Origin of the sequence: Sphingomonas echinoides ATCC 14820, from assembly GCF_000241465.1 — a bacterium.
Taxonomy (GTDB): Bacteria; Pseudomonadota; Alphaproteobacteria; order Sphingomonadales; family Sphingomonadaceae; genus Sphingomonas; species Sphingomonas echinoides.
Map to the genome: position 1 here is coordinate 2541210 of NZ_JH584235.1, position 23975 is coordinate 2565184.

Annotated in this window: 26 protein-coding genes; 17 read left to right on the forward strand and 9 right to left on the reverse strand. The window is 66.0% G+C overall.

Going from position 1 to position 23975, the window contains the following annotated elements; genetic code table 11:
- Positions 1-48: 48 nt before the first annotated feature.
- Entirely contained in the window at positions 49-630 is a 582-nt protein-coding gene (locus ON00_RS11950; protein WP_010406023.1) for an LOG family protein, read from the forward strand.
- The gene (locus ON00_RS11955; protein ID WP_010406024.1) at positions 627-1574 is read left to right on the forward strand and encodes a phytoene/squalene synthase family protein; all 948 of its coding nucleotides are present in this window, start codon (positions 627-629) and stop codon (positions 1572-1574) included. The genes ON00_RS11950 and ON00_RS11955 overlap by 4 nt, the downstream gene beginning before the upstream one ends.
- Position 1575: 1 nt before the next feature.
- On the opposite strand, the gene ON00_RS11960 is transcribed toward ON00_RS11955, so the two are convergent.
- Both ON00_RS11960 and ON00_RS11965 read right to left on the reverse strand, forming a co-directional pair.
- Positions 1576-1989: a hypothetical protein gene (locus ON00_RS11960; protein ID WP_010406026.1), complete on the reverse strand. Its 414-nt coding sequence runs from the start codon at positions 1987-1989 to the stop codon at positions 1576-1578.
- A gap of 56 nt (positions 1990-2045) precedes the next feature.
- On the reverse strand, positions 2046-2276 hold the full coding sequence (locus tag ON00_RS11965) for a hypothetical protein (RefSeq protein WP_010406029.1): 231 nt from the start codon (positions 2274-2276) through the stop codon (positions 2046-2048).
- Between the two features lie 94 nt (positions 2277-2370).
- On the opposite strand from ON00_RS11965, the gene ON00_RS11970 reads away from it, so the two are divergent.
- Positions 2371-4194 (forward strand): ABCB family ABC transporter ATP-binding protein/permease, encoded by a 1824-nt coding sequence (locus ON00_RS11970; protein ID WP_010406031.1) that lies wholly within the window; start codon positions 2371-2373, stop codon positions 4192-4194.
- Positions 4195-4318: 124 nt separating this feature from the next.
- Here the strand turns inward: ON00_RS11970 and ON00_RS11975 are convergent, their stop codons facing one another.
- Complete coding sequence (locus ON00_RS11975; RefSeq protein ID WP_010406032.1) at positions 4319-4591, reverse strand: GNAT family N-acetyltransferase; 273 nt, start codon at positions 4589-4591, stop codon at positions 4319-4321.
- Positions 4563-5597, reverse strand: coding sequence for a sterol desaturase family protein (locus tag ON00_RS11980; RefSeq protein ID WP_050810916.1), 1035 nt, complete (start codon positions 5595-5597; stop codon positions 4563-4565). The genes ON00_RS11975 and ON00_RS11980 overlap by 29 nt, the downstream gene beginning before the upstream one ends.
- A gap of 131 nt (positions 5598-5728) precedes the next feature.
- On the opposite strand from ON00_RS11980, the gene recQ reads away from it, so the two are divergent.
- The 7 genes from recQ to ON00_RS12015 are packed head-to-tail and all read left to right on the forward strand — an operon-like array spanning position 5729 to position 11904.
- Positions 5729-7501, forward strand: a complete 1773-nt coding sequence (gene recQ, locus ON00_RS11985; RefSeq protein WP_010406034.1) for a DNA helicase RecQ — start codon at positions 5729-5731, stop codon at positions 7499-7501.
- Positions 7498-8262 carry a DUF4272 domain-containing protein gene (locus tag ON00_RS11990; protein WP_083834102.1) on the forward strand — a complete coding sequence of 255 codons (765 nt, stop codon included), beginning with the start codon at positions 7498-7500 and terminating at the stop codon, positions 8260-8262. Before recQ ends, ON00_RS11990 begins: the two co-directional genes overlap by 4 nt.
- A gap of 25 nt (positions 8263-8287) precedes the next feature.
- Positions 8288-8722 carry a protein tyrosine phosphatase family protein gene (locus tag ON00_RS11995; protein WP_010406036.1) on the forward strand — a complete coding sequence of 145 codons (435 nt, stop codon included), beginning with the start codon at positions 8288-8290 and terminating at the stop codon, positions 8720-8722.
- Positions 8719-9132: an ABC transporter permease family protein gene (locus tag ON00_RS12000; protein WP_010406037.1), complete on the forward strand. Its 414-nt coding sequence runs from the start codon at positions 8719-8721 to the stop codon at positions 9130-9132. Before ON00_RS11995 ends, ON00_RS12000 begins: the two co-directional genes overlap by 4 nt.
- Positions 9133-9166: 34 nt before the next feature.
- The gene (locus ON00_RS12005; protein WP_010406038.1) at positions 9167-10087 is read left to right on the forward strand and encodes a sterol desaturase family protein; all 921 of its coding nucleotides are present in this window, start codon (positions 9167-9169) and stop codon (positions 10085-10087) included.
- A gap of 24 nt (positions 10088-10111) precedes the next feature.
- A complete protein-coding gene (locus ON00_RS12010) occupies positions 10112-11698 on the forward strand; it encodes a GMC family oxidoreductase (protein ID WP_010406039.1) in 1587 nt (528 codons plus the stop codon).
- A 17-nt stretch (positions 11699-11715) separates the two neighbouring features.
- Entirely contained in the window at positions 11716-11904 is a 189-nt protein-coding gene (locus ON00_RS12015; RefSeq protein WP_010406040.1) for a hypothetical protein, read from the forward strand.
- Here the strand turns inward: ON00_RS12015 and ON00_RS20905 are convergent.
- From ON00_RS20905 to pabB, 3 genes are all read right to left on the reverse strand, one after another.
- A complete protein-coding gene (locus ON00_RS20905) occupies positions 11894-12037 on the reverse strand; it encodes a hypothetical protein (protein WP_169313332.1) in 144 nt (47 codons plus the stop codon). The genes ON00_RS12015 and ON00_RS20905 overlap by 11 nt on opposite strands.
- A 120-nt stretch (positions 12038-12157) precedes the next feature.
- Positions 12158-13357 carry a pyridoxal phosphate-dependent aminotransferase gene (locus tag ON00_RS12025; RefSeq protein ID WP_010406042.1) on the reverse strand — a complete coding sequence of 400 codons (1200 nt, stop codon included), beginning with the start codon at positions 13355-13357 and terminating at the stop codon, positions 12158-12160.
- A gap of 51 nt (positions 13358-13408) precedes the next feature.
- Complete coding sequence (pabB, locus tag ON00_RS12030; protein ID WP_010406044.1) at positions 13409-15211, reverse strand: aminodeoxychorismate synthase component I; 1803 nt, start codon at positions 15209-15211, stop codon at positions 13409-13411.
- A 96-nt stretch (positions 15212-15307) separates the two neighbouring features.
- Between pabB and ON00_RS12035 the strand changes: the two genes are divergently transcribed.
- Positions 15308-15979 (forward strand): MBL fold metallo-hydrolase, encoded by a 672-nt coding sequence (locus ON00_RS12035; protein WP_010406045.1) that lies wholly within the window; start codon positions 15308-15310, stop codon positions 15977-15979.
- Positions 15980-15982: 3 nt separating this feature from the next.
- Here the strand turns inward: ON00_RS12035 and ON00_RS12040 are convergent, their stop codons facing one another.
- Positions 15983-16420, reverse strand: a complete 438-nt coding sequence (locus ON00_RS12040; RefSeq protein WP_010406046.1) for an MAPEG family protein — start codon at positions 16418-16420, stop codon at positions 15983-15985.
- A gap of 213 nt (positions 16421-16633) precedes the next feature.
- Between ON00_RS12040 and rpmF the strand changes: the two genes are divergently transcribed.
- From rpmF to ON00_RS12065, 5 genes are all read left to right on the forward strand, one after another.
- Positions 16634-16813: a 50S ribosomal protein L32 gene (gene rpmF, locus ON00_RS12045; RefSeq protein WP_010406047.1), complete on the forward strand. Its 180-nt coding sequence runs from the start codon at positions 16634-16636 to the stop codon at positions 16811-16813.
- Positions 16814-16853: 40 nt separating this feature from the next.
- Positions 16854-17885 (forward strand): phosphate acyltransferase PlsX, encoded by a 1032-nt coding sequence (gene plsX / locus ON00_RS12050; protein ID WP_010406048.1) that lies wholly within the window; start codon positions 16854-16856, stop codon positions 17883-17885.
- The gene (locus ON00_RS12055) at positions 17882-18841 is read left to right on the forward strand and encodes a beta-ketoacyl-ACP synthase III (RefSeq protein ID WP_010406049.1); all 960 of its coding nucleotides are present in this window, start codon (positions 17882-17884) and stop codon (positions 18839-18841) included. The genes plsX and ON00_RS12055 overlap by 4 nt, the downstream gene beginning before the upstream one ends.
- Positions 18842-18932: 91 nt before the next feature.
- A complete protein-coding gene (locus ON00_RS12060) occupies positions 18933-19232 on the forward strand; it encodes an integration host factor subunit alpha (RefSeq protein WP_029622769.1) in 300 nt (99 codons plus the stop codon).
- A gap of 8 nt (positions 19233-19240) precedes the next feature.
- Entirely contained in the window at positions 19241-19630 is a 390-nt protein-coding gene (locus tag ON00_RS12065) for a MerR family transcriptional regulator (RefSeq protein WP_010406051.1), read from the forward strand.
- Positions 19631-19655: 25 nt separating this feature from the next.
- On the opposite strand, the gene pepN is transcribed toward ON00_RS12065, so the two are convergent.
- Positions 19656-22271 (reverse strand): aminopeptidase N, encoded by a 2616-nt coding sequence (gene pepN / locus ON00_RS12070; protein ID WP_010406055.1) that lies wholly within the window; start codon positions 22269-22271, stop codon positions 19656-19658.
- Positions 22272-22366: 95 nt separating this feature from the next.
- On the opposite strand from pepN, the gene ON00_RS12075 reads away from it, so the two are divergent.
- A complete protein-coding gene (locus ON00_RS12075; protein WP_010406057.1) occupies positions 22367-23974 on the forward strand; it encodes a M28 family metallopeptidase in 1608 nt (535 codons plus the stop codon).
- Position 23975 lies beyond the last annotated feature (1 nt).

Consider the following 23975-nt stretch of genomic DNA (forward strand, 5'->3'; position numbering starts at 1 on the left):
TCACCCCACCCACCCCCAGCCCCTCCCTTCCAGGGAGGGGAGCCCGTCATGAAGCGTCTGGCGGTGTATTGCGGATCGGCGACGCCGGCGGACCCGGTGTATATCGCGTGCGCGAAAGAGGTTGGCCGGACGCTGGCCGAGCGCGGCATCGGTCTCGTCTACGGCGGCGGTCGGTTGGGGCTGATGGGCGCGGTGGCCGATGCGGCGATGGCCGCGGGCGGCGAAGTGATCGGCATCATCCCGCAGGCTTTGGTCGATGCCGAGGTGGCGCATCAGGGCCTCACCGAACTCCATGTCGTCGGCACGATGCACCAGCGCAAACAGGCGTTTACCGACCTGTCCGACGGTTTCATCAATCTCCCCGGCGGCACCGGCACGATGGACGAATTGTGGGAGGCGCTGAGCTGGGCGCAGATCGGCTATCACGCCAAGCCGGTCGGGCTGCTCAATGTCGCGGGCTATTATGACCATCTGATCGCTTTCTATCACCATATGGCGAGCGTCGGTTTCCTGCGGCCGCAACATGCCGGGATCCTGCTGATCGACAGCGCGCTTGACGGGCTGCTGGCGCAAATGGGCAGCCACGAGCCGATCGAGACGATCACCAAGATTGGCGCGCGCGACCTTTGAGCGCGGCTGCGCCTTCGCGCGATGCGATCGTCGCGACCGCGCAGGAATCGATCGCGCGCGGATCGAAGAGCTTTGCCGCGGCCAGCCGTTTGTTCGCGCCGAAGACGCGCGAACGGGCGTGGCTGCTTTATGCCTGGTGCCGCGCGTGCGACGACATTGCCGACGGACAGGACCATGGCCACGACATGACCGGGGTCAGCGACGGCCCGGCGCGGCTCGCCGAAATCTCGGCGCTGACCGAGGCGGCGCTGGCCGGGATCGTGGTGGGGGCCCCGGCGTTCGATGCGCTGCGGATCTTTGCCGCCGAGACGGCGTTGCCCCCGGCGCTGGCGCGCGACCTGATCGCAGGCTTCGCGCTCGACGCGCAAGGGTGGCGGCCGCAGACCGAGCAGGATCTGTATCGATATTGCTATCATGTCGCGGGCGCGGTTGGTTGCATGATGGCGCTGGCGATGGGCGTGCCCGCCGATGACGAGGCGACGCTCGACCGCGCGTGCGATCTCGGGCTGGCGTTCCAGCTCGCCAATATCGCGCGCGACGTGGCCGAGGATGCGCGCGCCGGGCGGTGTTATGTGCCGCAAGCGTGGCTGGAGGAGCTGGAGATTCCAGCGGACGACCTGCTTGAGCCACAGCATCGCGAACGGCTCGGGCAGTTGGGCGAGCGGCTGGGCAGGCTGGCGGCGCGCTATGAGGCGAGCGCGCGGCTTGGCACCCCGGCCCTCGCCTTCCGCTCGGCCTGGGCGGTGCTGGCGGCGGCGGGGATTTATGGGGCGATCGGGCGCAAGGTGGCGGCGCTCGGCGCGCGCGCCTGGGACCGGCGGGTGAGCACCTCGGGCCTCGCCAAGATCGGTTTCATCGTGCGCGCATGGCGCGAGGCGCGGCAGCGCGCGAGGCTCTACCCGCCGCAGCCGCGCGACCCCGCGCTGTGGACGCGGCCGCGCTGATTCAGCCGAGCAAGGGTTCGCCGGGATAGGGCTTGTGGTGCAGCTTTTGCGCCAGCCAGCCGCCGAGCAGCGGCATCACTACCGCGCACACCTGCATCCACAGCGGATGCGGCAGCATCGCCTGATTGACCAGGCCCGCCGCCAGAAACACCAGGGTCACCACCCAGCCGACCCAATGTCCGTCGGCAATGCGCAAGGCGAGCCAGGCACCGCCGAGCGGCGCGGCCAGCCAGCCCGCGACCATCAGCAGTTTGGCGGGCAGGGGAATGCTGGCGATGAGCGCGGCCAGCGTCGCTGGATCGGCGGCATTGATGTCGCCCGATACGGGATAGAGCGCGCTGCCGATGAAATCGAACAGGGCAACCAGCGCGAACGCGACCAGCGACCCGGCGGCGACGGCAAAGAGTTTACGCATGAAAATCGGCCCCGCTTGCGAAGCACGAGCCTATCACGCGCCGCGCGTGCTGGGAATCATCCGCGCGGCGTGCGCGGGGTGGCCTGGGCCAGGCGCGCGCCGGTCGCGCGGCACGAGGCGGTGACGACGGGGTAATCGATATCGCTGTTGCGCGCCAAGGCGGCGGGCATCGCCATCTGGCAGGCGCGGATCGATTGGTAATGCGCGGGCTCGACGCGGGCCTGCTGGCAGGCGGTGCTGCCGTCGCCGCAACCCATGATCGCCATGACGTAGAACAGCGGTTCCATGATCGTCTCCGTTCGCCTGTAAAACCGACGAGACGCCTTGCTTGTTCCATGAAGCGCTTGGGATACCGCTTGACTGCGCTTACATGAGGGAAACATGCCCCCCGATACCGCCACCTCCTCGACCGCGCCCGAACGGCCCATGCTGCCGACGCTCAAGCGCTTCCTGCCCTATCTGTGGCCGGCCGATGCGCCGATGCTGCGGCTGCGGATCGTAGCGGCGATGCTGCTGGTCGCGGTGTCCAAGGTCACCCAGGTCTATGTCAGCGCCTATACGCTGAAATGGGCGGTCGACCGCATGGCGCAAGGGGAGCGCTCGGCCATGTGGATCGTGATCGCGCTGGTGCTCGGCTATGCCGGTGCGCGCTTCGCGACGACGCTGTTCGACAATCTGCGCAATGCGGTGTTCGAGCGCGTCGGGCAGGATGCGACGCGGCGGCTGGCGGCGAGCGTGTTCCGCCACCTCCACCAGCTCAGCCTGCGCTTCCATCTGGAGCGGCGCACGGGTGCGGTGACCAAGGTGGTCGAGCGCGGCACCAAGAGCATCGATACGATGCTGTATTTCATGCTGTTCAACATCGCGCCGACGGTGCTGGAACTGCTGCTGGTGCTCAACATCTTCCGTTCGAGCTTCGGCTGGGGGCTGGTCGCGGCGACGATGGTAATGGTGGTCGCCTATATCTGGTTCACCCGGATGGTGACCGACTGGCGCGCGGCTCTGCGCACGCGGATGAACGATCTCGACACGGGTGCTGTCAGCCATGCGGTCGATTCGCTGCTCAATTTCGAGACGGTCAAATATTTCGGGGCGGAGGAGCGCGAGGGCAAGCGCTATGACGCGGCGATGGCGGCCTATGCCAATGCTGCGGTCATTTCCGAAAATTCGCTGGCATGGCTCAACGTCGGGCAGGCGCTGATCACCAATCTGATGCTCGGCGGCGGGATGGCGTTCGTCGCCTGGGGCTGGGGCGGCGGCAAGTTCTCGGCAGGCGACGTGGTGTTCGTGTCCACATTGCTGTCGCAACTGTTCCGCCCGCTCGATCTGCTCGGCATGGTCTATCGCACGATCCGCCAGGGCGTGATCGACATGGGCGCCATGTTCGACCTGATCGATACGCAATCGGAGGTGGTCGATGCACCCGCTGCCACGCCGCTGCTGGTGGCGCGCGGGCATGTCCGCTTCGAGGATGTGCGCTTCGGTTATGATGCGGGGATGCCGATCCTGAAGGGCATCGACTTGGATATTCCGGCGGGCAAGACGCTGGCGGTGGTCGGTCCGTCGGGCGCGGGCAAATCGACGCTCGCGCGGCTGATGTTCCGCTTCTACGATCTGACCGGCGGGCGCATCACCATCGACGGGCAGGACATCGCGCAGGTGACGCAAGCGTCGCTGCGCTCGGCGATCGGCATCGTGCCGCAGGATACCGTGCTGTTCAACGACACGATCGGCTACAACATCGCCTATGGCCGCGAAGGGGCCGGGCAGGCCGAGATCGAGGCCGCCGCGCGCGGGGCGGCGATTGCGGGGTTCATCGAGCGTCAGCCCGAGGGCTATGCGACGCGTGTCGGCGAGCGCGGGCTAAAGCTGTCGGGCGGCGAGAAGCAGCGCGTGGCGATCGCGCGGACCCTGCTCAAGAACCCGCCGGTGCTGATCCTGGACGAAGCGACCAGCGCGCTCGACAGCCGCACCGAGGGCGAGATCCTCGACACGCTGCAGGCAATCGAACGCGGCCGCACCACGATCGTGATCGCGCACCGCCTGTCGACCGTGGTCCATGCCGACGAGATCGTCGTGCTGGAAGCCGGGCGCGTGGTCGAGCGCGGCAGCCATGCGGTGCTGCTGCGCAAGAACGGGCTGTACGCGGAAATGTGGAACCGCCAGGCGCAAGAGCGGGCGGAGGAGTCGGTGGCGGCGGAGTAGGGGCGAGACGCGCGGCGGATCCTCCCGAATTCTCCGTTCGTTTCGAGCGTAGTCGAGAAACAGCCGCAAGCGCTGTGCCTGGTTTCTCGACTTCGCTCGAAACGAACGGGGAGAGGCAGCGCTTTTACTTCAGCAATTCGCGATATTCCGGATGCTTCTCGATATAGGCCGCGACGAACGGGCATTGCGGGATGACCTTCAGGCCCCGGTCGCGCGCTGAATCGAGCGCGGCGCGGATCAGCTTGGAGCCGACGCCGCGGCCCTCCAGCGCCTTGGGCACGATCGTGTGGGTGAAGACGATCGTATCCCCCTCCATCTGATAGGCCGCGACGGCGCGCTTGCCGCCGACGGTCAGTTCGAATTCGGCCTCAGCTTTGTTGTCGATAACGGTGTCCATGTCCCGCATTTGCACGGGGTGGATCGGGTTGCGCAAGGGGGCGTAGGGTGCGCGGCCGCAGCGCCCAGGCCTTGCCGAAAGGCGCGAATAGCGCAGTGCGCCAGCCATGCGGCCGCGCGCCGCCCCCTTCCACGCCAAAGCGCAGTGGCTCGCGGCGTGCGGCGGGCAGGTACAAGGTGCCGAACAGCCTGTCGAACACCGCACAGGTATTGCCGAAATTGCGATTGTGGTGCCGCACGTCGATCGAATGGTGGATCTGGTGGTGCGCCGGGCTCAGCAGCCACCGGCCCCAGCGCGGGCCGAACGTCACCCACAGATGCGAATGCTGCACATGCGTGAGCGTGATCGCGCCGATCATCGTCAGGGCATTGACGCCGCTGATCGTCACGCCGCGCGGTTCCCCCAGCAGCGGACCGGCCAGTCCTTGGGTTACCCCGATCATGATGGCGGTGATATTGGCGAAGACGAGCGTGTCGACCGGATGGACGCGAAAAGTCGTCAACAGCGACAGGCTTTCGGCCGAATGGTGCACCGCATGGAACTGCCACAGCAGCGGGACGGCGTGGCTGAGATAATGGTCGAGCCAATAGGCGAATTCATAAGCGAGGTAGAGCAACAGCGTCAGCACCGCGCCCGCCACCATCGGCGGTAGGCCGAGCGGCGCGACCGGGCCGATCATGCCGCGCAGCAGCGCGGCGATCTGCACGCTCGACAGCACTGCCCAGCCGAACAGCAGCCCATAGCCGAACAGGCTGAATGCGAACCACCACAGATCGGCGCGGCCCGAGGCGCTGGAGAAGATCCGGCGGGGGAATAGCGCGCGCCGCCACACAGCCAGCCGGGGCATCGCCCGCCGCCCGCGCGGCACCGCCAGGAACGCGGCGATCAGCACCGTCACCACCAGCCCGAAAATCGACAGTGTCGACCCCGTGCCGAAGAAGGTTCCGCCGAGTTGATTCGCCCAATAGCCGACAAGCCAGCCGATACCGTCCCAAACCATCGTCATTGTCGCGTGCACGGCACCCCCAGCCGGTCCGGGTTTCGGGATGCGGTGAGTTTACGACCGGATTGTGAGCGCCCGGTTAATTGCGTGGGTGTGCCCCTTACGCTTCGGGGCGGGGCACGCTAGATCGGGGCATGACGCTCGACCCCCTCCCCATATTGCAATCGACCTTCGGCTTTCCCGCCTTTCGCGGGGTGCAGGGATCGGTGGTGGAGCGCGTGCTGGCCGGGCAGAACACGCTGGCGGTGATGCCGACGGGGGCGGGCAAGTCGCTCTGCTATCAGCTTCCGGCACTCGCCCTTCCCGGCACCTGCGTCGTGGTGTCGCCGCTGATCGCGCTGATGCACGATCAGTTACGCGCGGCGACTGCGATCGGGATCAGCGCGGCGACGCTGACCTCGGTCGATACCGACCAGATGGAGACGATCGCGCGTTTCCGGCGCGGTGAGCTCGATTTGCTCTATGTCGCGCCCGAACGCGCCTCGAGTGGCAGCTTTCGCGATTTGCTGGGGCAGGCGCCGCTCGCGCTGTTCGCGATCGACGAGGCGCATTGCGTGTCCGAATGGGGGCATGACTTCCGCCCCGATTACCGTTTGCTGCGCCCGTTGCTCGATGCCTTTCCCGAGGTGCCGCGGCTCGCGCTGACCGCGACCGCCGACGCGCATACCCGCGCCGACATTCTCGACCAGCTCGGCATTCCGCACGACGGGATGATCGTCGCCGGGTTCGACCGGCCCAATATCCAGTACCGCATCAGCCCCAAGGACAATGCCACGCGCCAGATCGCCGATCTGATCGCGGAAACGCCGGGGGCGGGCATCGTCTATGTCCAGAGTCGGGCTGGCACCGAGAAGATGGCCGAGGCGCTGGCCAAGACCGGACGGCCGACGCGGGCTTATCATGCCGGGCTCGACCCAGCGGTGCGCGCGCGCAACCAGGCCGATTTCGTGGCGAGCGAAGACATGGTGATGTGCGCGACGGTTGCGTTCGGCATGGGCATCGACAAGCCCGATGTGCGCTTCGTCGCGCATGCCGGGCTGCCAAAGTCGATCGAGGCCTATTATCAGGAAACGGGCCGCGCGGGGCGCGATGGCGACCCGGCGGTGGCGCATCTGTTCTGGGGGGCGGAGGATTTCGCGCGCGCGCGGCAGCGGATTGGCGAGGTCGAACCCGCACGCCAGCCGGGCGAGCGGCAGCGGCTGGCGGCCTTGGGCGCGCTGGCCGAGACGGCGGGGTGCCGGCGCAAGATCCTGCTCAAGCATTTCGGCGATGACAGCCCCGATACGTGCGGGAATTGCGACAATTGCCTCAACCCTCCGGCGGCGGTCGACGCGACGGAGGTGGCGAGGAAATTCCTCTCCGCGGTGTTTCGCACAGGGCAGAGCTTTGGCGCGGGCTATATCGAACAGGTTCTGATGGGACAGTCGAGCGAGCGCAGCCTGATGAACGGGCATGAATCGCTCGGCGTGTTCGGCATCGCGTCTTCGCCGGAGGAAGCGGCGCTGATCAAGCCGGTCGGGCGCGCGCTGTTGCTGCGCGACGCGCTCCGCGCCAACGACTTTGGCGGGCTGGAGTTCGGGCCCGGCGCGCGCGGCATTCTGAAGGAAGGCGAGCGCGTCGATCTGATCGTGCCGCCCAAGCGCACGCGGCGGACGCGCGGCGGGACCGGCGCGCAGCTCAACCCGAGCGGCGATCCCCTGTTCGAGGCGCTGCGCACCAAGCGCCGCGAACTCGCACTGGAAGCGAGCGTGCCGCCTTATGTGATCTTCCACGATTCGGTGCTGCGCGAAATGGCGACGCTGCGCCCCGCGTCCCTCGCGGCAATGGGGCGGATTACGGGTGTCGGCACGCGCAAGCTGGAGGCCTATGGCGAGGCGTTTCTGGCGGTGATACGACGGACGCCATGAAGCGCCTTCTCGTCTTTATCACGGCACTCTCGATTAGCGGTGGCGCATTCGCTGCGGAGATCGGGGCGGCCCGAATCGGGCACCCGACGGCGGGTGATTCGTCTCCAGGTGTTCGTGCGGGAGAGGATGCGCAAGCGCGACGGACGCGATCCAACGCGGTGATGCGCGCGCAGGGGGTTCCCATCAACGCGACGCTTCCGGTTATTGAGTCCGAGCGCGAAGTCGTGCTGCCGTCGCGGGAAGACGTGACAATGCGCGCCGTGGCGACCACCCTTGTCGCGCTGAAGGGCGAGGGCCTCGAGCAGGCGCAGATCGAACGACTGATTCGACGCTATGCTCTGACGAAGTGGTTGTCGCCAGAGGAAGCGCGTTTTCTGAAAAATCCAGCGCCGACCGAGAAGCAACGCGCGGTCAGCATTTGGCGCTATGAAGCCGCTAACACCTTGTTCTGGGCGCTGGGCTTGGTCGATCATCTGGGCCCGCCGCGCGACCAGTGCGATGCCGCCGCGATTGCACGCATTCTCGACGAGCACGATCGTGCCGAGTTGCTGGCCAAGGTGCATTTGCGATCGACTGCGGAAATCTTGGACCAAGCGGATTTGATCTATTCTTATCGCTGGGCATTGGTCGATGCCCGGATCAACGCTCTTCCACCACCCGCAGGATTGAGCGATGATGTCGCGATGGAACGGCACCAGGCGCTGAACTGGCTAATCTATCATGCCGAACAGCCTTGGGACGAGATTACGCTGGATACGTGAGCGGTTGCTTGGCTAAGCTTAGGGCATGACCACACTTCGCACCATTGACGCCACCATCTCCGTTGCGCCGCAGATTTCGCGCGAGGATCTGGCGGATCTCGCCGCAGCCGGCTTCACCGCCATCGTCAACAACCGCCCCGATGGCGAGGATGTCGGCCAGCCGACCGGTGACGCAATCGCCGCCGCCGCTGCGGCTGCCGGGCTTGGCTATACTGCCATCCCCATCACTCATGCCGGTTTCTCGCACCCGCAAATCGATGCGATGGCGGCGGTGTTGGCCGAGGCGACGGGACCGGTGCTGGCGTATTGCCGATCGGGCACGCGCTCGTGCAATTTGTGGGCGCTGGCGGCGGTGAAGGCGGGGGCGCATCCCGATGCGGCAATGGCGAAGGCGGCAGCGGCGGGCTATGATCTGACCGGTCTGCGGCCGTTGCTCGATGCGCTTTCCACGGCGGCATGAGCTGGACGCAACTCGGCTATAGTTTTGCGGGCGTGATCGCGCTCGCGCTGATCGCGCGCTGGCTGCGGCTGGGCGAGAGCCGGATTGCGAGCGTGGCGCAAGCCCGCGAAACCGCCGAGCAAATGCTAGCGGGGTTTGTCGCGCATGATGCGGTGATCGGCACAGATGGCGGCGCGGGGCTGGTGGCGGGCAATGGCACCATCGCGGTGCTCAAGCGCCACGGTGCCCGGATCGCCGCGCGTCGCCTGATCGCGCCGCTCGCGCTCAGCCAGGGCATTGAGGGCGTGCGGATCGAAACGGGCGAGCGGCTGTTCGGCAGCGTGCTGCTGTTCGGCGTGACCGACGCCGAGGTGCGCGCGATCGAAGCCTCGGCCGGGCGACCGCGCGATGTGGTCGTCACGCTGCATTGACAAAGGGGTGCTGACAAGGGTGTAAGTAGCATCCATGGAGCTGCCCGATCCTGTCCCTTATGCTGTGCCCGGCTTCATTGCGCTGGTGCTGGTCGAGATGGTGGTGGCGCGGCTGCGCGACCGCACCCGCTATGAACCGCGCGATACGCTGACCTCGCTCCTGCTCGGGCTGGGCAGCACCCTTGCGGGTGCGCTGTCGGTCGGGCTGGTGTATGCGATGGCATTGTGGGTGTGGCAGTTCCGGCTCTTCGACATTGGCTACCAATGGTATTGGTTCGTGCTCGCCTTCGTCCTCGACGATCTGTCCTATTACGTCTTCCACCGCTCGGCGCACCGCGTGCGCTGGTTCTGGGCGAGCCATGTCATCCATCATTCGAGCCAGCATTATAATCTGTCGACCGCGCTCCGGCAGACCTGGACCGGCTTTGTTTCGATGGGGTTCATCTTCCGCCTGCCGCTGTTCCTGATCGGCTTTCCTCCGGCGATGATCTTCTTCGTGGCGGGGCTGAACCTGATCTACCAATTCTGGATCCACACCGAGGTGATCGACCGCATGCCCGGCTGGTTCGAGGCGGTGATGAACACGCCGTCGCACCACCGCGCGCACCACGCGACCAACCCGCGCTATCTCGACACCAATTATGCCGGGGTGTTCATCGTGTGGGACAAGATGTTCGGCACCTTCGAACCCGAGCGCGCCGATGACCGGCCCCACTATGGCATCGTCAAGAATCTCGGCAGCTTCAACCTGTTATGGGCGGCGTTCCATGAATGGATCGGCATCGCACAGGATGTGTGGCGCGCGCCCGGGCTTCGTGCCAAGCTCGGCTATCTGGTGATGCCGCCGGGGTGGAGCCATGATGGCAGCCGCGACACGTCGGAGACGATCAAGGCGCAGTGGCGCGTACGCTTGGACGGCATGGCAGACGGAAAAAACACAGACGGGGTACGCTAAAGTACCAGGGTGGGGAGAGGTCGAATGGAAGAAGCCGACATCGTCGTCGTCGGGGGCGGATCTGGCGGAGCGGCGGCGGCCGGGCGGCTGAGCGAAGGCGGCAAATTCTCGGTCGCCTTGCTCGAGGCGGGCGGGCGCAACACGGGGTTGCGCACGCGCATTCCGGCCTTCCTCGCTTTTCAGACCGACAAGACCAACTGGAACTACGAAACCGTGCCGCAAGCCGGGCTGAACGGTCGGCGTGGGCATCAGCCGCGCGGCAAGGGGCTGGGCGGGTCGAGCGCGATCAACGCGATGATCTATATTCGCGGCAATCGCTGGGACTATGACAATTGGGCGGCGATGGGGTGTCCGGGCTGGTCATATGACGAGGTGCTGCCCTGGTTCAAACGCAGCGAGCACAATGTGCGGCGCGGCGATGCCTATCATGGTGGTGACGGGCCCTTGTGGGTGAGCGACCAGAAATTCGCCAATCCCGGCAGCCTCGATTTCATCGAAGCGGGGGCGAGCCTGCAAATCCCGCGCAACATGGATTTCAATGGCGAGCGGCAGGAAGGCATTGGCCTGTATCAGGTGACGCAGAAGAATGGCGAGCGCTGGACCTCGGCGCGCGCTTATCTGGGGGATCGCCCGGCCAATCCCGATCTGCATATCCTGACCGGCGTCACCGCCGAGCGCGTCCTGTTTGATGAGGGGCGCGTGTGGGGCGTCGCCTATTTGCAGGATGGCCAATCGAAAGTGATTCGCGCGCGGCGCGGCGTCATTCTGGCGGGCGGCGTGTTCGGGACCGCGCAATTGCTGATGCTGTCGGGGATCGGTCCCGGCGCGCATTTGCGCGAAAAGGGTGTCGCGGTGCGCGTCGACCGGCCTGCGGTCGGGTCCAATTTGCAGGACCATATCGATTATGTCGCGGCGTTCGAGACGCCGGGAACGGACTTTGTCGGTTCGTCGCTCAAGGGCACGTTGGCGATGGGCAGCGCGTTTTTCCAATGGTTGCGCAAGCGGCAGGGCATGATGACAACGCCCTTTGCCGAGGCGGGGGCGTTCCTGACGGTGACGCCCGATGCGCCCGCCCCCGACGTGCAACTGCATTTCGTGATCGCGGCGCTTGAGGATCATGGCCGCACCAAGGTGCCGGGACATGGCTTTTCCTGTCACGTCTGCGTGCTCCGGCCCGAAAGCCACGGCACGGTGCGCCTCGCCTCGGTTGATGCGCGCGCCGCGCCGCTGATCGACCCCGCCTTTTTCAGCGATTCGCGCGATATGGAGGTGATGAAGCGCGGCGTGCGCGCGATGTACCGCATTCTCGAGACCGCGCCGCTCAGCAACCATAAGGGCCGCGACCGCTACCCGATCGATTTGAGCGACGATGATGCGCTGGAGCGGCTGATCCGCGCGCGCGCCGATACGGTGTACCACCCGGTCGGGACCGCGCGCATGGGATCGGATGACGCCGCAGTGTGCGATCCGCGGTTGCGCGTGCGTGGCGTCGAGGGGCTGTACGTGGCCGATGCCTCGGTCATGCCCAAGCTCATCTCGGGCAACACCAACGCGCCTTCGATCATGATCGGCGAACGCTGCGCCGATTTTGTGACAGCGGATCTGGCATGATCGTCTAAGCGCTCCGGATGGACCGCAAAGACACGAACTGGAACCGGATTGGGCTGGCGGCGGCGGTGGTGCTGGTGCCGGGCGGATTTCTGCTCGGGGCCGCGCTGCTCGCGCGGCGCTATCGGCAGAAGAGCGGGGGTGATTCGACGCCTATGCCGGACGCGCGCGACGACGATCCGGCGACCGAGCCGACGATCAGCGCGTAGCGGCGGCCTTTGCCTCGGTCGGGGTGGTTGCCCGCGCGCCTTCGGTCGGGTGCAGCGTTACCAGCGCGATCGCGCCCAAGGCGAAACCACCCGCAAACTGCCACAAGAAACCCGACTTCAAAACGCTGCGCATTGTAGACCCTTTCGCGGTCGGCTCCATGCCGATCGCTGCGACGCAGCAAATCGGCATTGTCCAATCGTTTCGCAAGAGGCTTTTCAGCAACCAATCGTTGCTAAAAGCTGAACCAATGGCTCACCGTACGTTTGCGCAGGCCGTCTGGATGCGTTCGCAGGCTTCGCGCAGCAGCGCATCGGAGGTCGCATAGGAAATGCGCATCGCTGGCGACAGGCCAAACGCCCCCCCCTGCACCGCGGCGACCTTGGCATCGTCGAGCAGATAGGCAACGAACGCTTCGTCGCTGTCGATCAGCTTGCCCGAGGGGGTGGTCTTGCCGATCAAGGCCGAGAATTCGGGATAGACGTAGAACGCCCCCTCCGGCTTCGGGCAGGTGATGCCCTCGGCCGCGTTCAGCATCGACACGACCAGATCGCGCCGCACCTGGAAGGCGGCGGCACGGTCCTTGAGGAAGCTCTGGTCGCCATTGAGCGCCGCAACGGCGGCGGCCTGCGCGATCGAGCACGGGTTGCTGGTCGATTGCGACTGCAGCTTGGACATCGCCTTGATCAGCCACGACGCGCCGCCTGCATAACCGATGCGCCAGCCGGTCATCGCATAGGCTTTGGAGCAGCCATTGACCGTCAGCGTGCGCTCATACAGCGACGGGCACACTTGCGCGATCGTGGTGAATTCGAAGCCGTCATACAGGATATGCTCATACATATCGTCGGCGAAGATCCACACATGCGGGTGGCGCTCCAGCACTTCGCCCAGCGCCTTCAACTCGGCGGCGCTATAGGCGGCCCCGGTCGGGTTGGACGGCGAATTGAGGATCACCCATTTGGTGCGCGGGGTGATCGCGGCCTCAAGCTGCTCGGGACGCAATTTGTAACCCTGCTCCGGCCCGGCCGCGACGAACACCGGCGTGCCGCCCGCGAACAGCACGACATCGGGATAACTCACCCAATAGGGCGCGGGCACGATCACTTCGTCGCCGACATCGACCGTGGCGACGATTGCGTTGAACAAAGTGTGCTTGCCGCCGACATTCACGCTGATCTGGTCGGGCGTATAGCTCAGGCCATTGTCGCGCGCGAATTTGGCGACGATCGCCGCCTTCAACTCGGGCGTGCCGTCGACATTGGTATATTTGGTCTGGCCGTCGCGAATCGCCTTGATCGCGGCTTCCTTCACGAAATCGGGCGTGTCGAAATCGGGCTCGCCCGCGCCCAGGCCGATCACGTCGACGCCTGCGCGCTTCAATTCCTGCACGCGCGTGGTGATCGCCAGCGTCGGCGATGGCTTGATGCGGGCGAGCGCGGCGGAAGGATGCATAAGAAAGAGCCTTGGGAAAAAGCCGTGGCGGCGGGGAACTCGCGCGAGCGCTTATCCCGCTAGCGGCGTTGCCGCAACCGTGTGTCGCGCACGAATCAGTCCGCGCAGGGCGTTGCCGACGAAAAATTCATGCGCCAGATCAGCCTCGGTCAGCACACCCTCGATCGCTCGCCCCTGCGCCAGCAGGTCGGCGCGCAACACCCCCGGTAACAGTCCGTCCTCCAGCGGCGGCGTTACGAGGACATCCCCACGTGGCACGAACAGCGAGGTGAAACTCCCCTCGGTCAGCCGTCCGTCGGGGCGCACGAACGCCACTTCATCGCTGCCCGCCGCAATACGCGCCTGATCATAAAAGGCACGGTCGCTGGTCTTGTGGCGCAGGCGAAAATCGGCGGGCGTTACCGGCAAGGGAACCACCGCGACCGAGACAGGTCGATCCGGAGCGGGGGGCATTTCGGCGATTTCGATCGCGACCGCGCCGCTTGGTGCCAGCACCAGGCGGACCTTGCGCCGCGTCCGCAGGCGGAAGGTTGCCGCCTGCAGCTCATTGCGCGTGCCGTGCCGGTCGAACGCGAAGCCGAACGCCTGCGCACTCGCCGCAAGCCGCCGGAGGTGGCGGTCCAGCCGCAAGACGCCGTGTTCGGGGTCGAACGCCATCGTTTCGATCAGGTCGAACGCGCGCGCGTCGCGGGTGAGGAAGTCGGTCTTGGCGCGCGCTTCATCCCATTCTTCGGCCGCGACCGAATCGGCGACGATGCCACCGCCCGCGCCAAAGCGGGCGTGCTCTGCGCCATACGGCAGCGTCAGCGTGCGAATCGCGACGTTGAACATGGCATCGCCATCCGCATCGAACCGGCCGATCGCGCCAGTATAAAGCCCGCGCGCGCGCCCTTCGATCGCGGCGATCGCCTCCATTGCTGCGATCTTGGGTGCGCCCGTGATCGATCCGCACGGAAACAGCGCCGCCAGCACGTCGACCCCGTCGGTGTCGGGCGCGATCGTCGCGGTGACGGTTGAGACCAATTGATGCACCGTCGGATAGCTTTCCACCTCGAACAAACGCGGCACCGCGACCGAGCCGGCGCGGGCAACGCGCGCCAGATCGTTGCGCATCAAGTCCACGATCATCAAATTTTCGGCGCGCTGCTTGGGGTCGTCGACCAGCGCCGCGGCAATCGCGCGGTCGGCATCGGCACTATCGCCGCGCCGCGCCGTGCCCTTCATCGGCCGACACAGCAGCGTGTCGCCTTCCAGCGAAAAGAACAGTTCTGGCGAAAGCGAGAGGATCCGCTCCGCCCCGGTATCGATCAGCGCGCCAAACCCGGCGCGCGCCGCCCTGCGCAGGCGCGCGTACAGCGACAAAGGATCGCCGAGGATGCGGGCGTGCGCGCGATAGGTGAGATTGGCCTGGTACAGGTCCCCGGCGACGATGCGCGCCTGTACGGCGGCGAAATGCGCATCATAGGTCGCGCGGTCGATCGCAGGTTCGGGCGCACCGATCCACGCCCCCTCCGGATCGGGCAACATTGTCGGCACCGCGTCGGCGGCGATTTCGGTGTAGCGCTCGAACAGGCCGAACCACAGCAAAGGAGCGGCGGCCTCGTCCGGCTCGGCACCTGCGACCGACTCGAACGCGGCTCCGGCTTCATAGGACAGGAATCCGGCGGCCTGCAGCCCGCCAGCCCGCGCGGCGCGCAGCGCCTCCAGCGCCGGGCGGACTTCGGACACCGATCGCGCCGTGACGAGTCGCACCGGATCGCAATAGAGCCGCGCCGCCGCGCCGCCATCGCGCGCGTCGTCCAGCAGGACGAACGGGCTCCGCAGTACAAGCGGGTTGGGCGGTTGCATTTGCATAATGTCGTGTAACAAATGCCCCGGCGACGCCCCTGTCGGCAACCCTTGGTTTTCGCGCGCTTGGTTTTCCGCCGCACTCACCGTATTTCAGGGGGTATGACCGCTCAGCCCCCCCAGCCGCCGCTCCGCGCCACGATCATCCCGGTGACGCCGCTGCAACAGAATTGCACCTTGCTCTGGTGTACCGCGACGATGCGCGGGGCGTTCGTCGACCCGGGTGGCGACTTGCCCAAGCTGCTCGCCGCCGCCGCGCAGCACAAGGTGACGGTGGAGAAGATCCTCCTCACCCACGGCCATATCGACCATTGCGGCGAGGCCAAGCCGCTCGCCGAACAGCTCGGCGTCGCGATCGAGGGGCCGCATGAGGAGGATCGTTTTCTCACCTCGACCCTGTCCGAAAGTGGTGCGCAATACGGCATCACCGGCGTCAATTTCGAGCCCGATCGCTGGCTGGTCGAGGGCGACACCGTCACCGTCGGCAATCTGGTGCTCGATGTCTATGAAACGCCTGGCCACACGCCGGGCCACGTCGTCTTCCACCACGCGCCCTCCAAATTGGCGCTGGTCGGCGACGTGTTGTTCGCCGGATCGGTCGGTCGCACCGACTTTCCGCGCGGCAACCATCCGCAATTGCTCGACTCGGTCGTCACCAAATTGTGGCCGCTGGGCGACGATACCACCTTCATCCCCGGGCACGGCCCAGCCAGCAGTTTCGCGCATGAGCGCCGCACCAACATGTTCGTCAGCGACGCGGCGCTCGCCGCCTGAGGCTCAGCCCGCGCGGACCGCGCTCGGGGCGGTCACGCTGGTTGCTGCGTGTGGCAGATAGGGCAGCACCACCGCATAGCCGCCCAGGCCGAGCAGCAGCAGGAAGGTGATGATGGTCCCGGCCATCCGTCCGCCAGGCAGCCCGTCCATGCCAAGCGCATGGCCGACTCGGCCGAGCAGGAATACGCCGCTCACCGCCCACAGCCACAATGATGTGCCGGTAGTGAATTCGATCAGGCCGATCAGGATCACGATAAAGGGCGTATATTCGACGAAATTGGCATGGGCGCGCATCCGGCGAATCAGTTGGGCGTTGCCGCCATCCCCGATGTCGATTTTGGCCGCTTTACGGATCGAACCGGTGCGCATGGCGAGCCACAAATTGAGCAGGGCGGCGGCACCTGCTGTCATCACTGTGATCGGCAACATGATCGAACTCATCGTTCTTCTCCCCCAGAAAGTCCGGTAAACCGGGTGATGCGGCCTTGGCATTCATTCCCTGAGCTTGCAACGCCGCGCAGAATCGCTATAGGCCGCCATCTTCGCGATTTGTCTGGCATCGGTGCCGCTTGCGCGGCCAACCTCAGGCGTTGGTTGCGGAGAGCCCGAACCGGGCGTATCGCACCTGTCAGACAAGCATAAGGTTTCGCCGAAATGGCCGTCCCCAAAAGAAAAACCACGCCGTCCAAGCGCGGCATGCGTCGTTCGCACGATTCGCTGACCGTCGCGTCGTTCCAGGAATGCCCGAATTGCGGCGAACTGAAGCGTCCCCACAATCTGTGCCCGTCGTGCGGCCATTATAACGGTCGTGAGATCGTTTCGGTCGAAGGCTGACCTGACGCAACGCTCGGACAGTGAACAGGGGGCGGCAAGCGTGACGAACAGCTCCCGGATCGCGATCGATGCGATGGGTGGCGACGAAGGGCTGGCGGTGATGCTCGCCGGGGTGGCGCGTGCGCGTCGCCGGTTTGAGGATATGCGTTTCATCCTGGTCGGGGATGAGGCGGCGATCCATGATGGGCTAAAAAATCACCCCAATCTCACCGCCCATTCCGAAATCGTCCACGCGCCCGGCGTTGTCGGTTCGAGCGACAAGCCGAGCCAGGCGATTCGCCGCGCCAAGACGACGTCGATGGGCATCGCGATCGACATGGTGAAGCAGGGTCGCGCCGCCGCGTGCGTGTCGGCGGGCAATACCGGCGCGCTGATGGCGATGTCGAAGCTGTCGCTGCGCATGATCCCAGGGATCGACCGCCCGGCACTGGCCGGGCTGATGCCGTCGCTGGGCGACAATGACACGGTCGTGCTCGATCTCGGTGCCAATACCGAATGCGATTCGCGCAACCTTATCCAGTTTGCGGTGATGGGCGCGGCCTATGCGCGCACCACGCTGGATCTCGCCCGCCCGCGAGTCGCGCTGCTCAACATCGGCAGCGAGGACCAGAAGGGCACCGAGACGATTCGTGATGCCGCCACCGCGCTGCGCGCCGCCGCGCATCTTCCACTGGAATTTACCGGCTTCATCGAAGGCGACAAATTGTCGCGCGGCGATGTCGACGTGATCGTGTGCGATGGTTTTTCGGGCAATATCGCGCTGAAAACGGCGGAGGGCACTGCGCGTTTCGTCGCGGATCTGCTGAAGCGCGCGTTCCGTTCCTCGGTCCGCTCGAAGATCGGTTTCCTCATCTCGCGGCCCGCAACCGAATTGCTGCGCCATCATCTCGACCCGAATAACCACAATGGTGCCGTTTTTCTGGGGCTTAACGGGCTGGTCGTCAAAAGCCACGGCGGTGCCAATGAAGTCGGCGTGGCGACTGCGATTGCGGCGGCGGCAAAGATGGTGCGCGATGATCTGACGCGGCGAATCGCGGAAGATCTCGGCGATTTCGAGAAAAAGGCGGCATGATGCACAGCGTGATTATCGGCACCGGATCGGCGCTGCCGACGCGGCGTGTGTCCAATGCCGAGCTTGCCGAAACCGTCGATACGTCGGACGAATGGATCGTCGAGCGCACCGGCATCCGTTTCCGCCACATTGCCGGCCCTGATGAAACCACCGCCACGCTCGCCGCCGATGCGTGCCGCGCGGCGCTGGGCTCGGCCGGCCTTTCGGCGCAGGACATCGATTTGATCGTGCTGGCCACGGCCACCCCGGACCAGACCTTCCCGGCCAGCGCGACCAAGGTGCAGGCGATGCTCGGCATCGATGATTGCGTCGCCTTCGATGTCGCTGCCGTCTGTTCGGGCTTTCTCTACGCGCTCCAGGTTGCCGACGCCATGTTGCGCAGCGGTGCCGCCAAGCGCGCGCTGGTGATCGGTGCGGAGACCTTCAGCCGGATCCTCGACTGGGAAGACCGCGCGACGTGCGTGCTGTTCGGCGATGGCGCGGGCGCGGTTGTGCTGGAGGCGCAGGACACCGGCGCACGCGGAATCCTGGCGGTGCGGCTGCACGCCGATGGCCGCCATAACGAACTGCTGTATGTCGATGGCGGCCCTTCGACCACCGGCACCGTCGGCAAGGTGAGGATGAAGGGGCGCGAGGTGTTTCGCCACGCCGTCGTCAATCTCGCTTCGGTGATGACCGAGACGCTGGCCGTGGCCGGGCTTTCGGCGGGCGATGTCGACTGGCTGGTGCCGCATCAGGCCAATGCCCGCATCCTTGATGCGACTGCGCGCAAGCTCAATCTGTCGCCCGACAAAGTCGTCGTCACGGTCGACCAGCATGCCAACACCTCGGCCGCCTCGGTTCCGCTGGCGCTCGACACGGCGGTCAAGGACGGACGGATCAAGCATGGCGATTTGATCGTGCTGGAAGCGATGGGGGGCGGCTTCACCTGGGGTGCCGCCGTCATTCGCTTCTAATCCCTTGTTACGAGGAACTAACTAGTACTTTCAGTCAACCACTTCTGTGTGTTAGGTCGGTTCTCTACCATTCTACGGGGAGGGAAAAGGAATGGCATCAGTAGGAACGTTGACCCGGGCCGATCTGGCCGAGGCGCTTCACAATAGTGTTGGCCTGTCGCGGGCGGATTCGTCCAAGCTGGTCGAGCAGATTCTTGGCCATATGTGCGGTGCGCTGGCCAAGGGCGACAACGTCAAGATTTCGGGCTTTGGCACCTTCGTGCTGCGCGACAAGGGCGAGCGCGTCGGTCGAAATCCCAAGACCGGCATCGAAGTGCCGATCGCGCCGCGCCGTGTCCTCACCTTTCGCGCCAGCCAGATGATGCGCGATCGCATCGTCGACGCTGACTGACGCTGACCGTGGCGGTCCCGCCCGCGAACGCCGACGCTCCTGCAGCAGCGGAGTCGGGCGGCAAAGCGGCGGGCGCGTATCGCACGATTGGCGAATTGTCGCGGGAAACCGGGCTGCCGCAGCATATTCTGCGTTATTGGGAAACCCGTTTCCCACAGCTGCGGCCGCTCCAACGCGCTGGCAACCGTCGCTATTACCGCCCCGAGGATGTGGCGCTGGTCCGCCGCATCGCCGCGATGCTGGAGCAGGACGGCTATACGATTCGCGGCGTGCAAAAGGCGTTGTTGGCCGAGAGCAAGCCCGTCCTGCCGCGCAGCCAAGCGATCGATAGCGGGGCGCGCGATGCTGTGCTGGCGGTCCGCACCGCCCTGGCGGCGGCGCTCGCCGAGGACGAGTGAGGGGCAGCGGGTGCGTGCGCGCGCCTCAACCGTCCAGGCTGCGCGACGCTTGCTCCGCCATATCCTTCGATAAGCCCGGCACCGCCACGATCCGTTCGAGCTCGGCGCGCATCAGCGCGGCGCGGTTGCTGTCGAATCGCTTCCAGCGGCCGAGCGGTGGAATCAGCTTGGCGGCGGTCTGCGGGTTCAAGCGATCGAGCGCGATCAACTGGTCGGCGAGGAAGCGGTAGCCCGATCCGTCGGCAGCGTTGAACGCGCGCTGGTTGACCCCGAAGGCACCGATCAGCGCGCGTGCGCGATTGGGGTTGGACAGCGTGAAGTCGCGGTGCTGCGCGAGTTCGGCGACCACCGCGCCGGTATCGTCGCGCGGGGCCATCGCCTGCACCGAGAACCATTTGTCGAGCACCAGCGCATTGTCGCTGTAGCGATTGTAGAAGATGTCGAGCGCAGGCGTGCGCTGCGCCGAATCGCCCGCGACCAATGTGGTCAAGGCGCTTTGCCGGTCGGTCATGTTGTCGGCGGCTTCGAATTGCGCGAACGCAAGCGCTCCCGCATCGGCCGCACCCGATGCCGCAATATAGCCCAAGGCCACCGATTTGAGGCGCCGCAGCCCCTTGGCCTCGGGCGAATAGACATAACCGGTGGTGGTGGCGCGCGCGCCATCATAGGCCGCGCGCCAGGACGCTTCGAGCGCACGCCCGATATCGCGGCGCAGCGTTTCGCGCGCGCGGAAGATCGCCTCGGGATCGACCACCGCCATCTGGTCGCCGATGAAGCTTTCCGACGGCAGCAGCACGGCTTCTGCGACGAACGCGCGGTCGAGCTGCGGGTTGGCGAGCGTGCCGCCAATCGCCGCGATCACGGCTGCGTGATCGACGCGGGCACCACCGGCACTTTCCACCAGCGTGTCGAGCATAAGTTGCTGCAACGCCTCATAGCGCGCGAAGGGATCGTCATCCTGCGCGGCGAGGAAGGCGAGATCGGCGGCGCTGCGATCGGTTTCGAGGATCGCCGGGGCCGAGAAGCCGCGATTGATCGACAGGATCGGGCGTTCGCGCACATCCTCGAACACGATACGGTGTTCCGCCTCGGTCAGCAGCACGGTCTGCTCGGGCGCATAGGGCTGTGCGCTGTCGGCCCCGAACAATTTTATCCGCAGTGGCAGCACGACCGGTTGCTTGACGGTCTGGCCCGGCGTCGGGGGCGTGTTCTGCGCCAGCACCAGTTCGGCGCGGCCTGAGCCTTTATGATGCAGCAGCGACGCGGTGATGCGCGGCGTGCCCGCCTGCGAATACCAGCGGCGGAACTGCGTCAGGTCGGTGCCGCTCGCGTCTTCGAGCGAGGCGACGAAATCCTCGCAGGTGGCAGCGGTGCCATCGAAGCGATCGAAATACAGGTCGGTGCCGGCGCGGAAGGCCTGCGCCCCCAGCATCGTCGCCAGCATCCGGATGATCTCGGCGCCCTTGTTATAGATGGTGGCGGTGTAGAAGTTGGAGATTTCCTGATAGGAATCGGGGCGGATCGGGTGGGCGAGCGGCCCGGCATCCTCGGGGAATTGCGCCGCGCGCAGGCCCCGCACATCCTCGATCCGTTTGACCGCCGCCGAGCCCTGATCGGCCGAGAAGCATTGGTCGCGATAGACGGTGAAGCCTTCTTTCAACGATAATTGGAACCAGTCGCGGCAGGTGACGCGGTTGCCCGACCAATTGTGGAAATATTCGTGCGCGACGACGGCGGCGATGCCGTCATAATCGTAATCGGTCGCGGTGTCGGGGTCGGCGAGGATGTAGCGGCTGTTGAAGATGTTCAGCCCCTTATTCTCCATCGCGCCGAAGTTGAAATCGTCGACCGCGACGATGTTGAACACGTCGAGATCATATTCGCGGCCATAGGTCTGCTCATCCCACGCCATCGCGGCTTTGAGCGCGGCGAGCGCATGGTCGGTGCGCGGCACGTCGGCGGCGCGCACCCAGATGCCGAGCGCGACTTCGCGCCCCGACATGGTGGTGAAGCTGCCGCGATTGACCGCGAGATCGCCCGCCACCAGCGCGAACAAATAGCACGGCTTGGGGAAGGGATCGCGCCACTCGGCCCAATGCCGCCCGTCGGGCAAGTCGCCCGCGGCGATCGGGTCGCCATTGGCGAGCAGCACCGGATAGCGGGCCTTGTCCGCGGTCATCCGCACCTGATAGCGGCTGAGCACGTCGGGCCGGTCGGGGAAATAGGTGATGCGGCGGAAACCCTCGGCCTCGCACTGCGTGCAGAGGTTGCCGCCCGAGGCGTACAGCCCCATCAACTGCGTGTTGCGCTCGGGCGCGATCTCGACTTCGGTTTCGACGACATGCGCCGAGCCCGTGAGCGGCAGCACCAGCGTTTCGCCCTCGATCGTCCAGTCATTGACCGCGACCCCGTCGACGCTGACCGACAGCAGCGTCTGCCCGGCCCCGTCGAGCCGCAAGGGCCGGTCATGCGCATCGCTGCGCTGCACGTGCAGAGTGGCCTTCACGCGGGTGGCGGCGGGATCGAGCGCGAAGTCCAGCGCGATCTCGGGCACCAGCCAGTCGGGTGCGGTATAATCCTCGCGGCGCGTTACATGCGGTGTAGCCGTCGGCTGGGCGGAGCTGGTCTGGATGTCGAGCATTCCCCGAGATGTAGGACTCGTGGCGGTGTGGTGCCACCGAAATCGCCCGATTTGCGCGCCCGAATCGCTGTGGTAGCGGGGCGAGACTGGAAAGGATGACGATGAAGATCTGGATGGCGGGCTTGATCGCGCTGGCAAGCGCAAGCGCGGGGTTTGCGCAGGAGGCACCGCTGCCCGACGATCAGGCGGCGATGAAGGCGCACGTCCTGTTCCTTGCCTCCGACGCGCTGCGCGGGCGCGAGGCGGGCAGCGCCGAATATAGGATCGCCGCCGAATATGTCGCCGCGCAATTCTTTGCCGCCGGGCTGAAGCCGGCGGGGGATGCGGGCAGCTATATCCAGAAAGTGCCGCTGGTCACCTATCGCGCTGCCGACAAGGGCGATGTCGTGCTGACCGGTGCGGGCGCTGGCCCGCGCACGCTGGTCTTTGGCGAGGACTATGTGCCGGGCGCGGTGGCGAGTGCCGCGCAGACCGCGCTCGATGCGCCGGTGGTGTTCGTCGGTTATGGGCTGGTCGCGCCCAATTATCGCCGCGACGATTATGCCGGGGTCGATGTGCGCGGCAAGATCGTCGCGCTGTTCGCGGGCGCGCCGAACAGTTTCCAAAGCGAGGAACGCGCGCATTTCCAGAGCGTGGCGACCAAGGCGGTGATCGCGGCGCAGCATGGCGCGGTCGGCGTGGTGGTGCTGACGCGGGGCCCCTTGCCGGGGAGCGGGGCGGGCTTCGACCGGCCGCGCACGACCTGGGCGCGCGCGAATGGCACGGGCGAGACCGTCGGTGCGCCGGTGCTGGCGACGCTGAGCGCGACCGGGGCGGCCAAGCTGTTCGCGGGCGGGGCGACGCCGTGGAGCGACATCGTCAAAAGCGCGGCCGACCGCGAGGCCGTCTTCCGCGCGGAGCGGCTGGGGGTCAGCATGGCGGTATCGCTGAAGACCGCGTTCGAGCCAATGAGCAGCGGCAATGTCGCCGGGATGCTGCCGGGCAGCGACCCCAAGCTCGCCAAAGAGGTGGTCGTGCTGTCGGCGCATCTCGACCATCTCGGCGTCGGGCGGCCCGATGCGAAGGGCGACACGATCTATAATGGCGCGGAGGACAATGCCGTCGGCATCGCCTCGCTGATCGAGGAGGCGAAACGCTTCAAGGCCTCGGGCAAGCGCCCGCGCCGCTCGATCCTGTTCCTGGCGGTGACGGCGGAGGAGAAGGGGCTGGTCGGATCGGAGTATTTCGCCAAGCATCCGACCGTGCCGATCTCCAGCATCGTCGCCGACGTCAATCTCGACATGCCGATCCTGTCTTATGCCTTTGAAGACATGACGGTGTTCGGGGCGGATCGATCGACGCTGGGGCCGATCGTGGCGCAGGCGGTGGGAACCTTGGGGGTGACGATGTCGCCCGATCCCGATCCGGCGCAGGGCATTTTCGTGCGCTCCGATCATTATCGCTTCGTCCAGCAGGGCGTGCCCTCGGTGTTCCTGTGGCCGGGGCAGAAGGGGCCGGGCAAAGCGGCGACGGCGGAGTTCTTCGCGCATCGCTATCACCAGCCCGCCGATGACCTGTCGCAGCCGATCGACTGGGCGCAGGGGATCCGCTTCGTCGATGCCAATTATGCGATCGCGCGCGCGATTGCCGATGGCGATGCGCGGCCGCGCTGGAACAAGGGCGATTTTTTCGGGTTGCTGTACAATGGCTATGGGGCGAAGTGAT

Bases quoted from the DNA above. Each gene is read 5' to 3' on its own strand.
- ON00_RS11950 (WP_010406023.1), top strand. From the start codon at position 49: ATGAAGCGTCTGGCGGTGTATTGCGGATCGGCGACGCCGGCGGACCCG.
- ON00_RS11960 (WP_010406026.1), bottom strand. From the start codon at position 1,989: ATGCGTAAACTCTTTGCCGTCGCCGCCGGGTCGCTGGTCGCGTTCGCG.
- ON00_RS11965 (WP_010406029.1), bottom strand. From the start codon at position 2,276: ATGGAACCGCTGTTCTACGTCATGGCGATCATGGGTTGCGGCGACGGC.
- ON00_RS11970 (WP_010406031.1), top strand. From the start codon at position 2,371: ATGCCCCCCGATACCGCCACCTCCTCGACCGCGCCCGAACGGCCCATG.
- ON00_RS11975 (WP_010406032.1), bottom strand. From the start codon at position 4,591: ATGGACACCGTTATCGACAACAAAGCTGAGGCCGAATTCGAACTGACC.
- ON00_RS11980 (WP_050810916.1), bottom strand. From the start codon at position 5,597: ATGACGATGGTTTGGGACGGTATCGGCTGGCTTGTCGGCTATTGGGCG.
- recQ (WP_010406034.1), top strand. From the start codon at position 5,729: ATGACGCTCGACCCCCTCCCCATATTGCAATCGACCTTCGGCTTTCCC.
- ON00_RS11990 (WP_083834102.1), top strand. From the start codon at position 7,498: ATGAAGCGCCTTCTCGTCTTTATCACGGCACTCTCGATTAGCGGTGGC.
- ON00_RS11995 (WP_010406036.1), top strand. From the start codon at position 8,288: ATGACCACACTTCGCACCATTGACGCCACCATCTCCGTTGCGCCGCAG.
- ON00_RS12000 (WP_010406037.1), top strand. From the start codon at position 8,719: ATGAGCTGGACGCAACTCGGCTATAGTTTTGCGGGCGTGATCGCGCTC.
- ON00_RS12005 (WP_010406038.1), top strand. From the start codon at position 9,167: ATGGAGCTGCCCGATCCTGTCCCTTATGCTGTGCCCGGCTTCATTGCG.
- ON00_RS12010 (WP_010406039.1), top strand. From the start codon at position 10,112: ATGGAAGAAGCCGACATCGTCGTCGTCGGGGGCGGATCTGGCGGAGCG.
- ON00_RS12015 (WP_010406040.1), top strand. From the start codon at position 11,716: ATGGACCGCAAAGACACGAACTGGAACCGGATTGGGCTGGCGGCGGCG.
- ON00_RS20905 (WP_169313332.1), bottom strand. From the start codon at position 12,037: ATGCGCAGCGTTTTGAAGTCGGGTTTCTTGTGGCAGTTTGCGGGTGGT.
- ON00_RS12025 (WP_010406042.1), bottom strand. From the start codon at position 13,357: ATGCATCCTTCCGCCGCGCTCGCCCGCATCAAGCCATCGCCGACGCTG.
- pabB (WP_010406044.1), bottom strand. From the start codon at position 15,211: ATGCAAATGCAACCGCCCAACCCGCTTGTACTGCGGAGCCCGTTCGTC.
- ON00_RS12035 (WP_010406045.1), top strand. From the start codon at position 15,308: ATGACCGCTCAGCCCCCCCAGCCGCCGCTCCGCGCCACGATCATCCCG.
- ON00_RS12040 (WP_010406046.1), bottom strand. From the start codon at position 16,420: ATGAGTTCGATCATGTTGCCGATCACAGTGATGACAGCAGGTGCCGCC.
- rpmF (WP_010406047.1), top strand. From the start codon at position 16,634: ATGGCCGTCCCCAAAAGAAAAACCACGCCGTCCAAGCGCGGCATGCGT.
- ON00_RS12055 (WP_010406049.1), top strand. From the start codon at position 17,882: ATGATGCACAGCGTGATTATCGGCACCGGATCGGCGCTGCCGACGCGG.
- ON00_RS12060 (WP_029622769.1), top strand. From the start codon at position 18,933: ATGGCATCAGTAGGAACGTTGACCCGGGCCGATCTGGCCGAGGCGCTT.
- pepN (WP_010406055.1), bottom strand. From the start codon at position 22,271: ATGCTCGACATCCAGACCAGCTCCGCCCAGCCGACGGCTACACCGCAT.
- ON00_RS12075 (WP_010406057.1), top strand. From the start codon at position 22,367: ATGACGATGAAGATCTGGATGGCGGGCTTGATCGCGCTGGCAAGCGCA.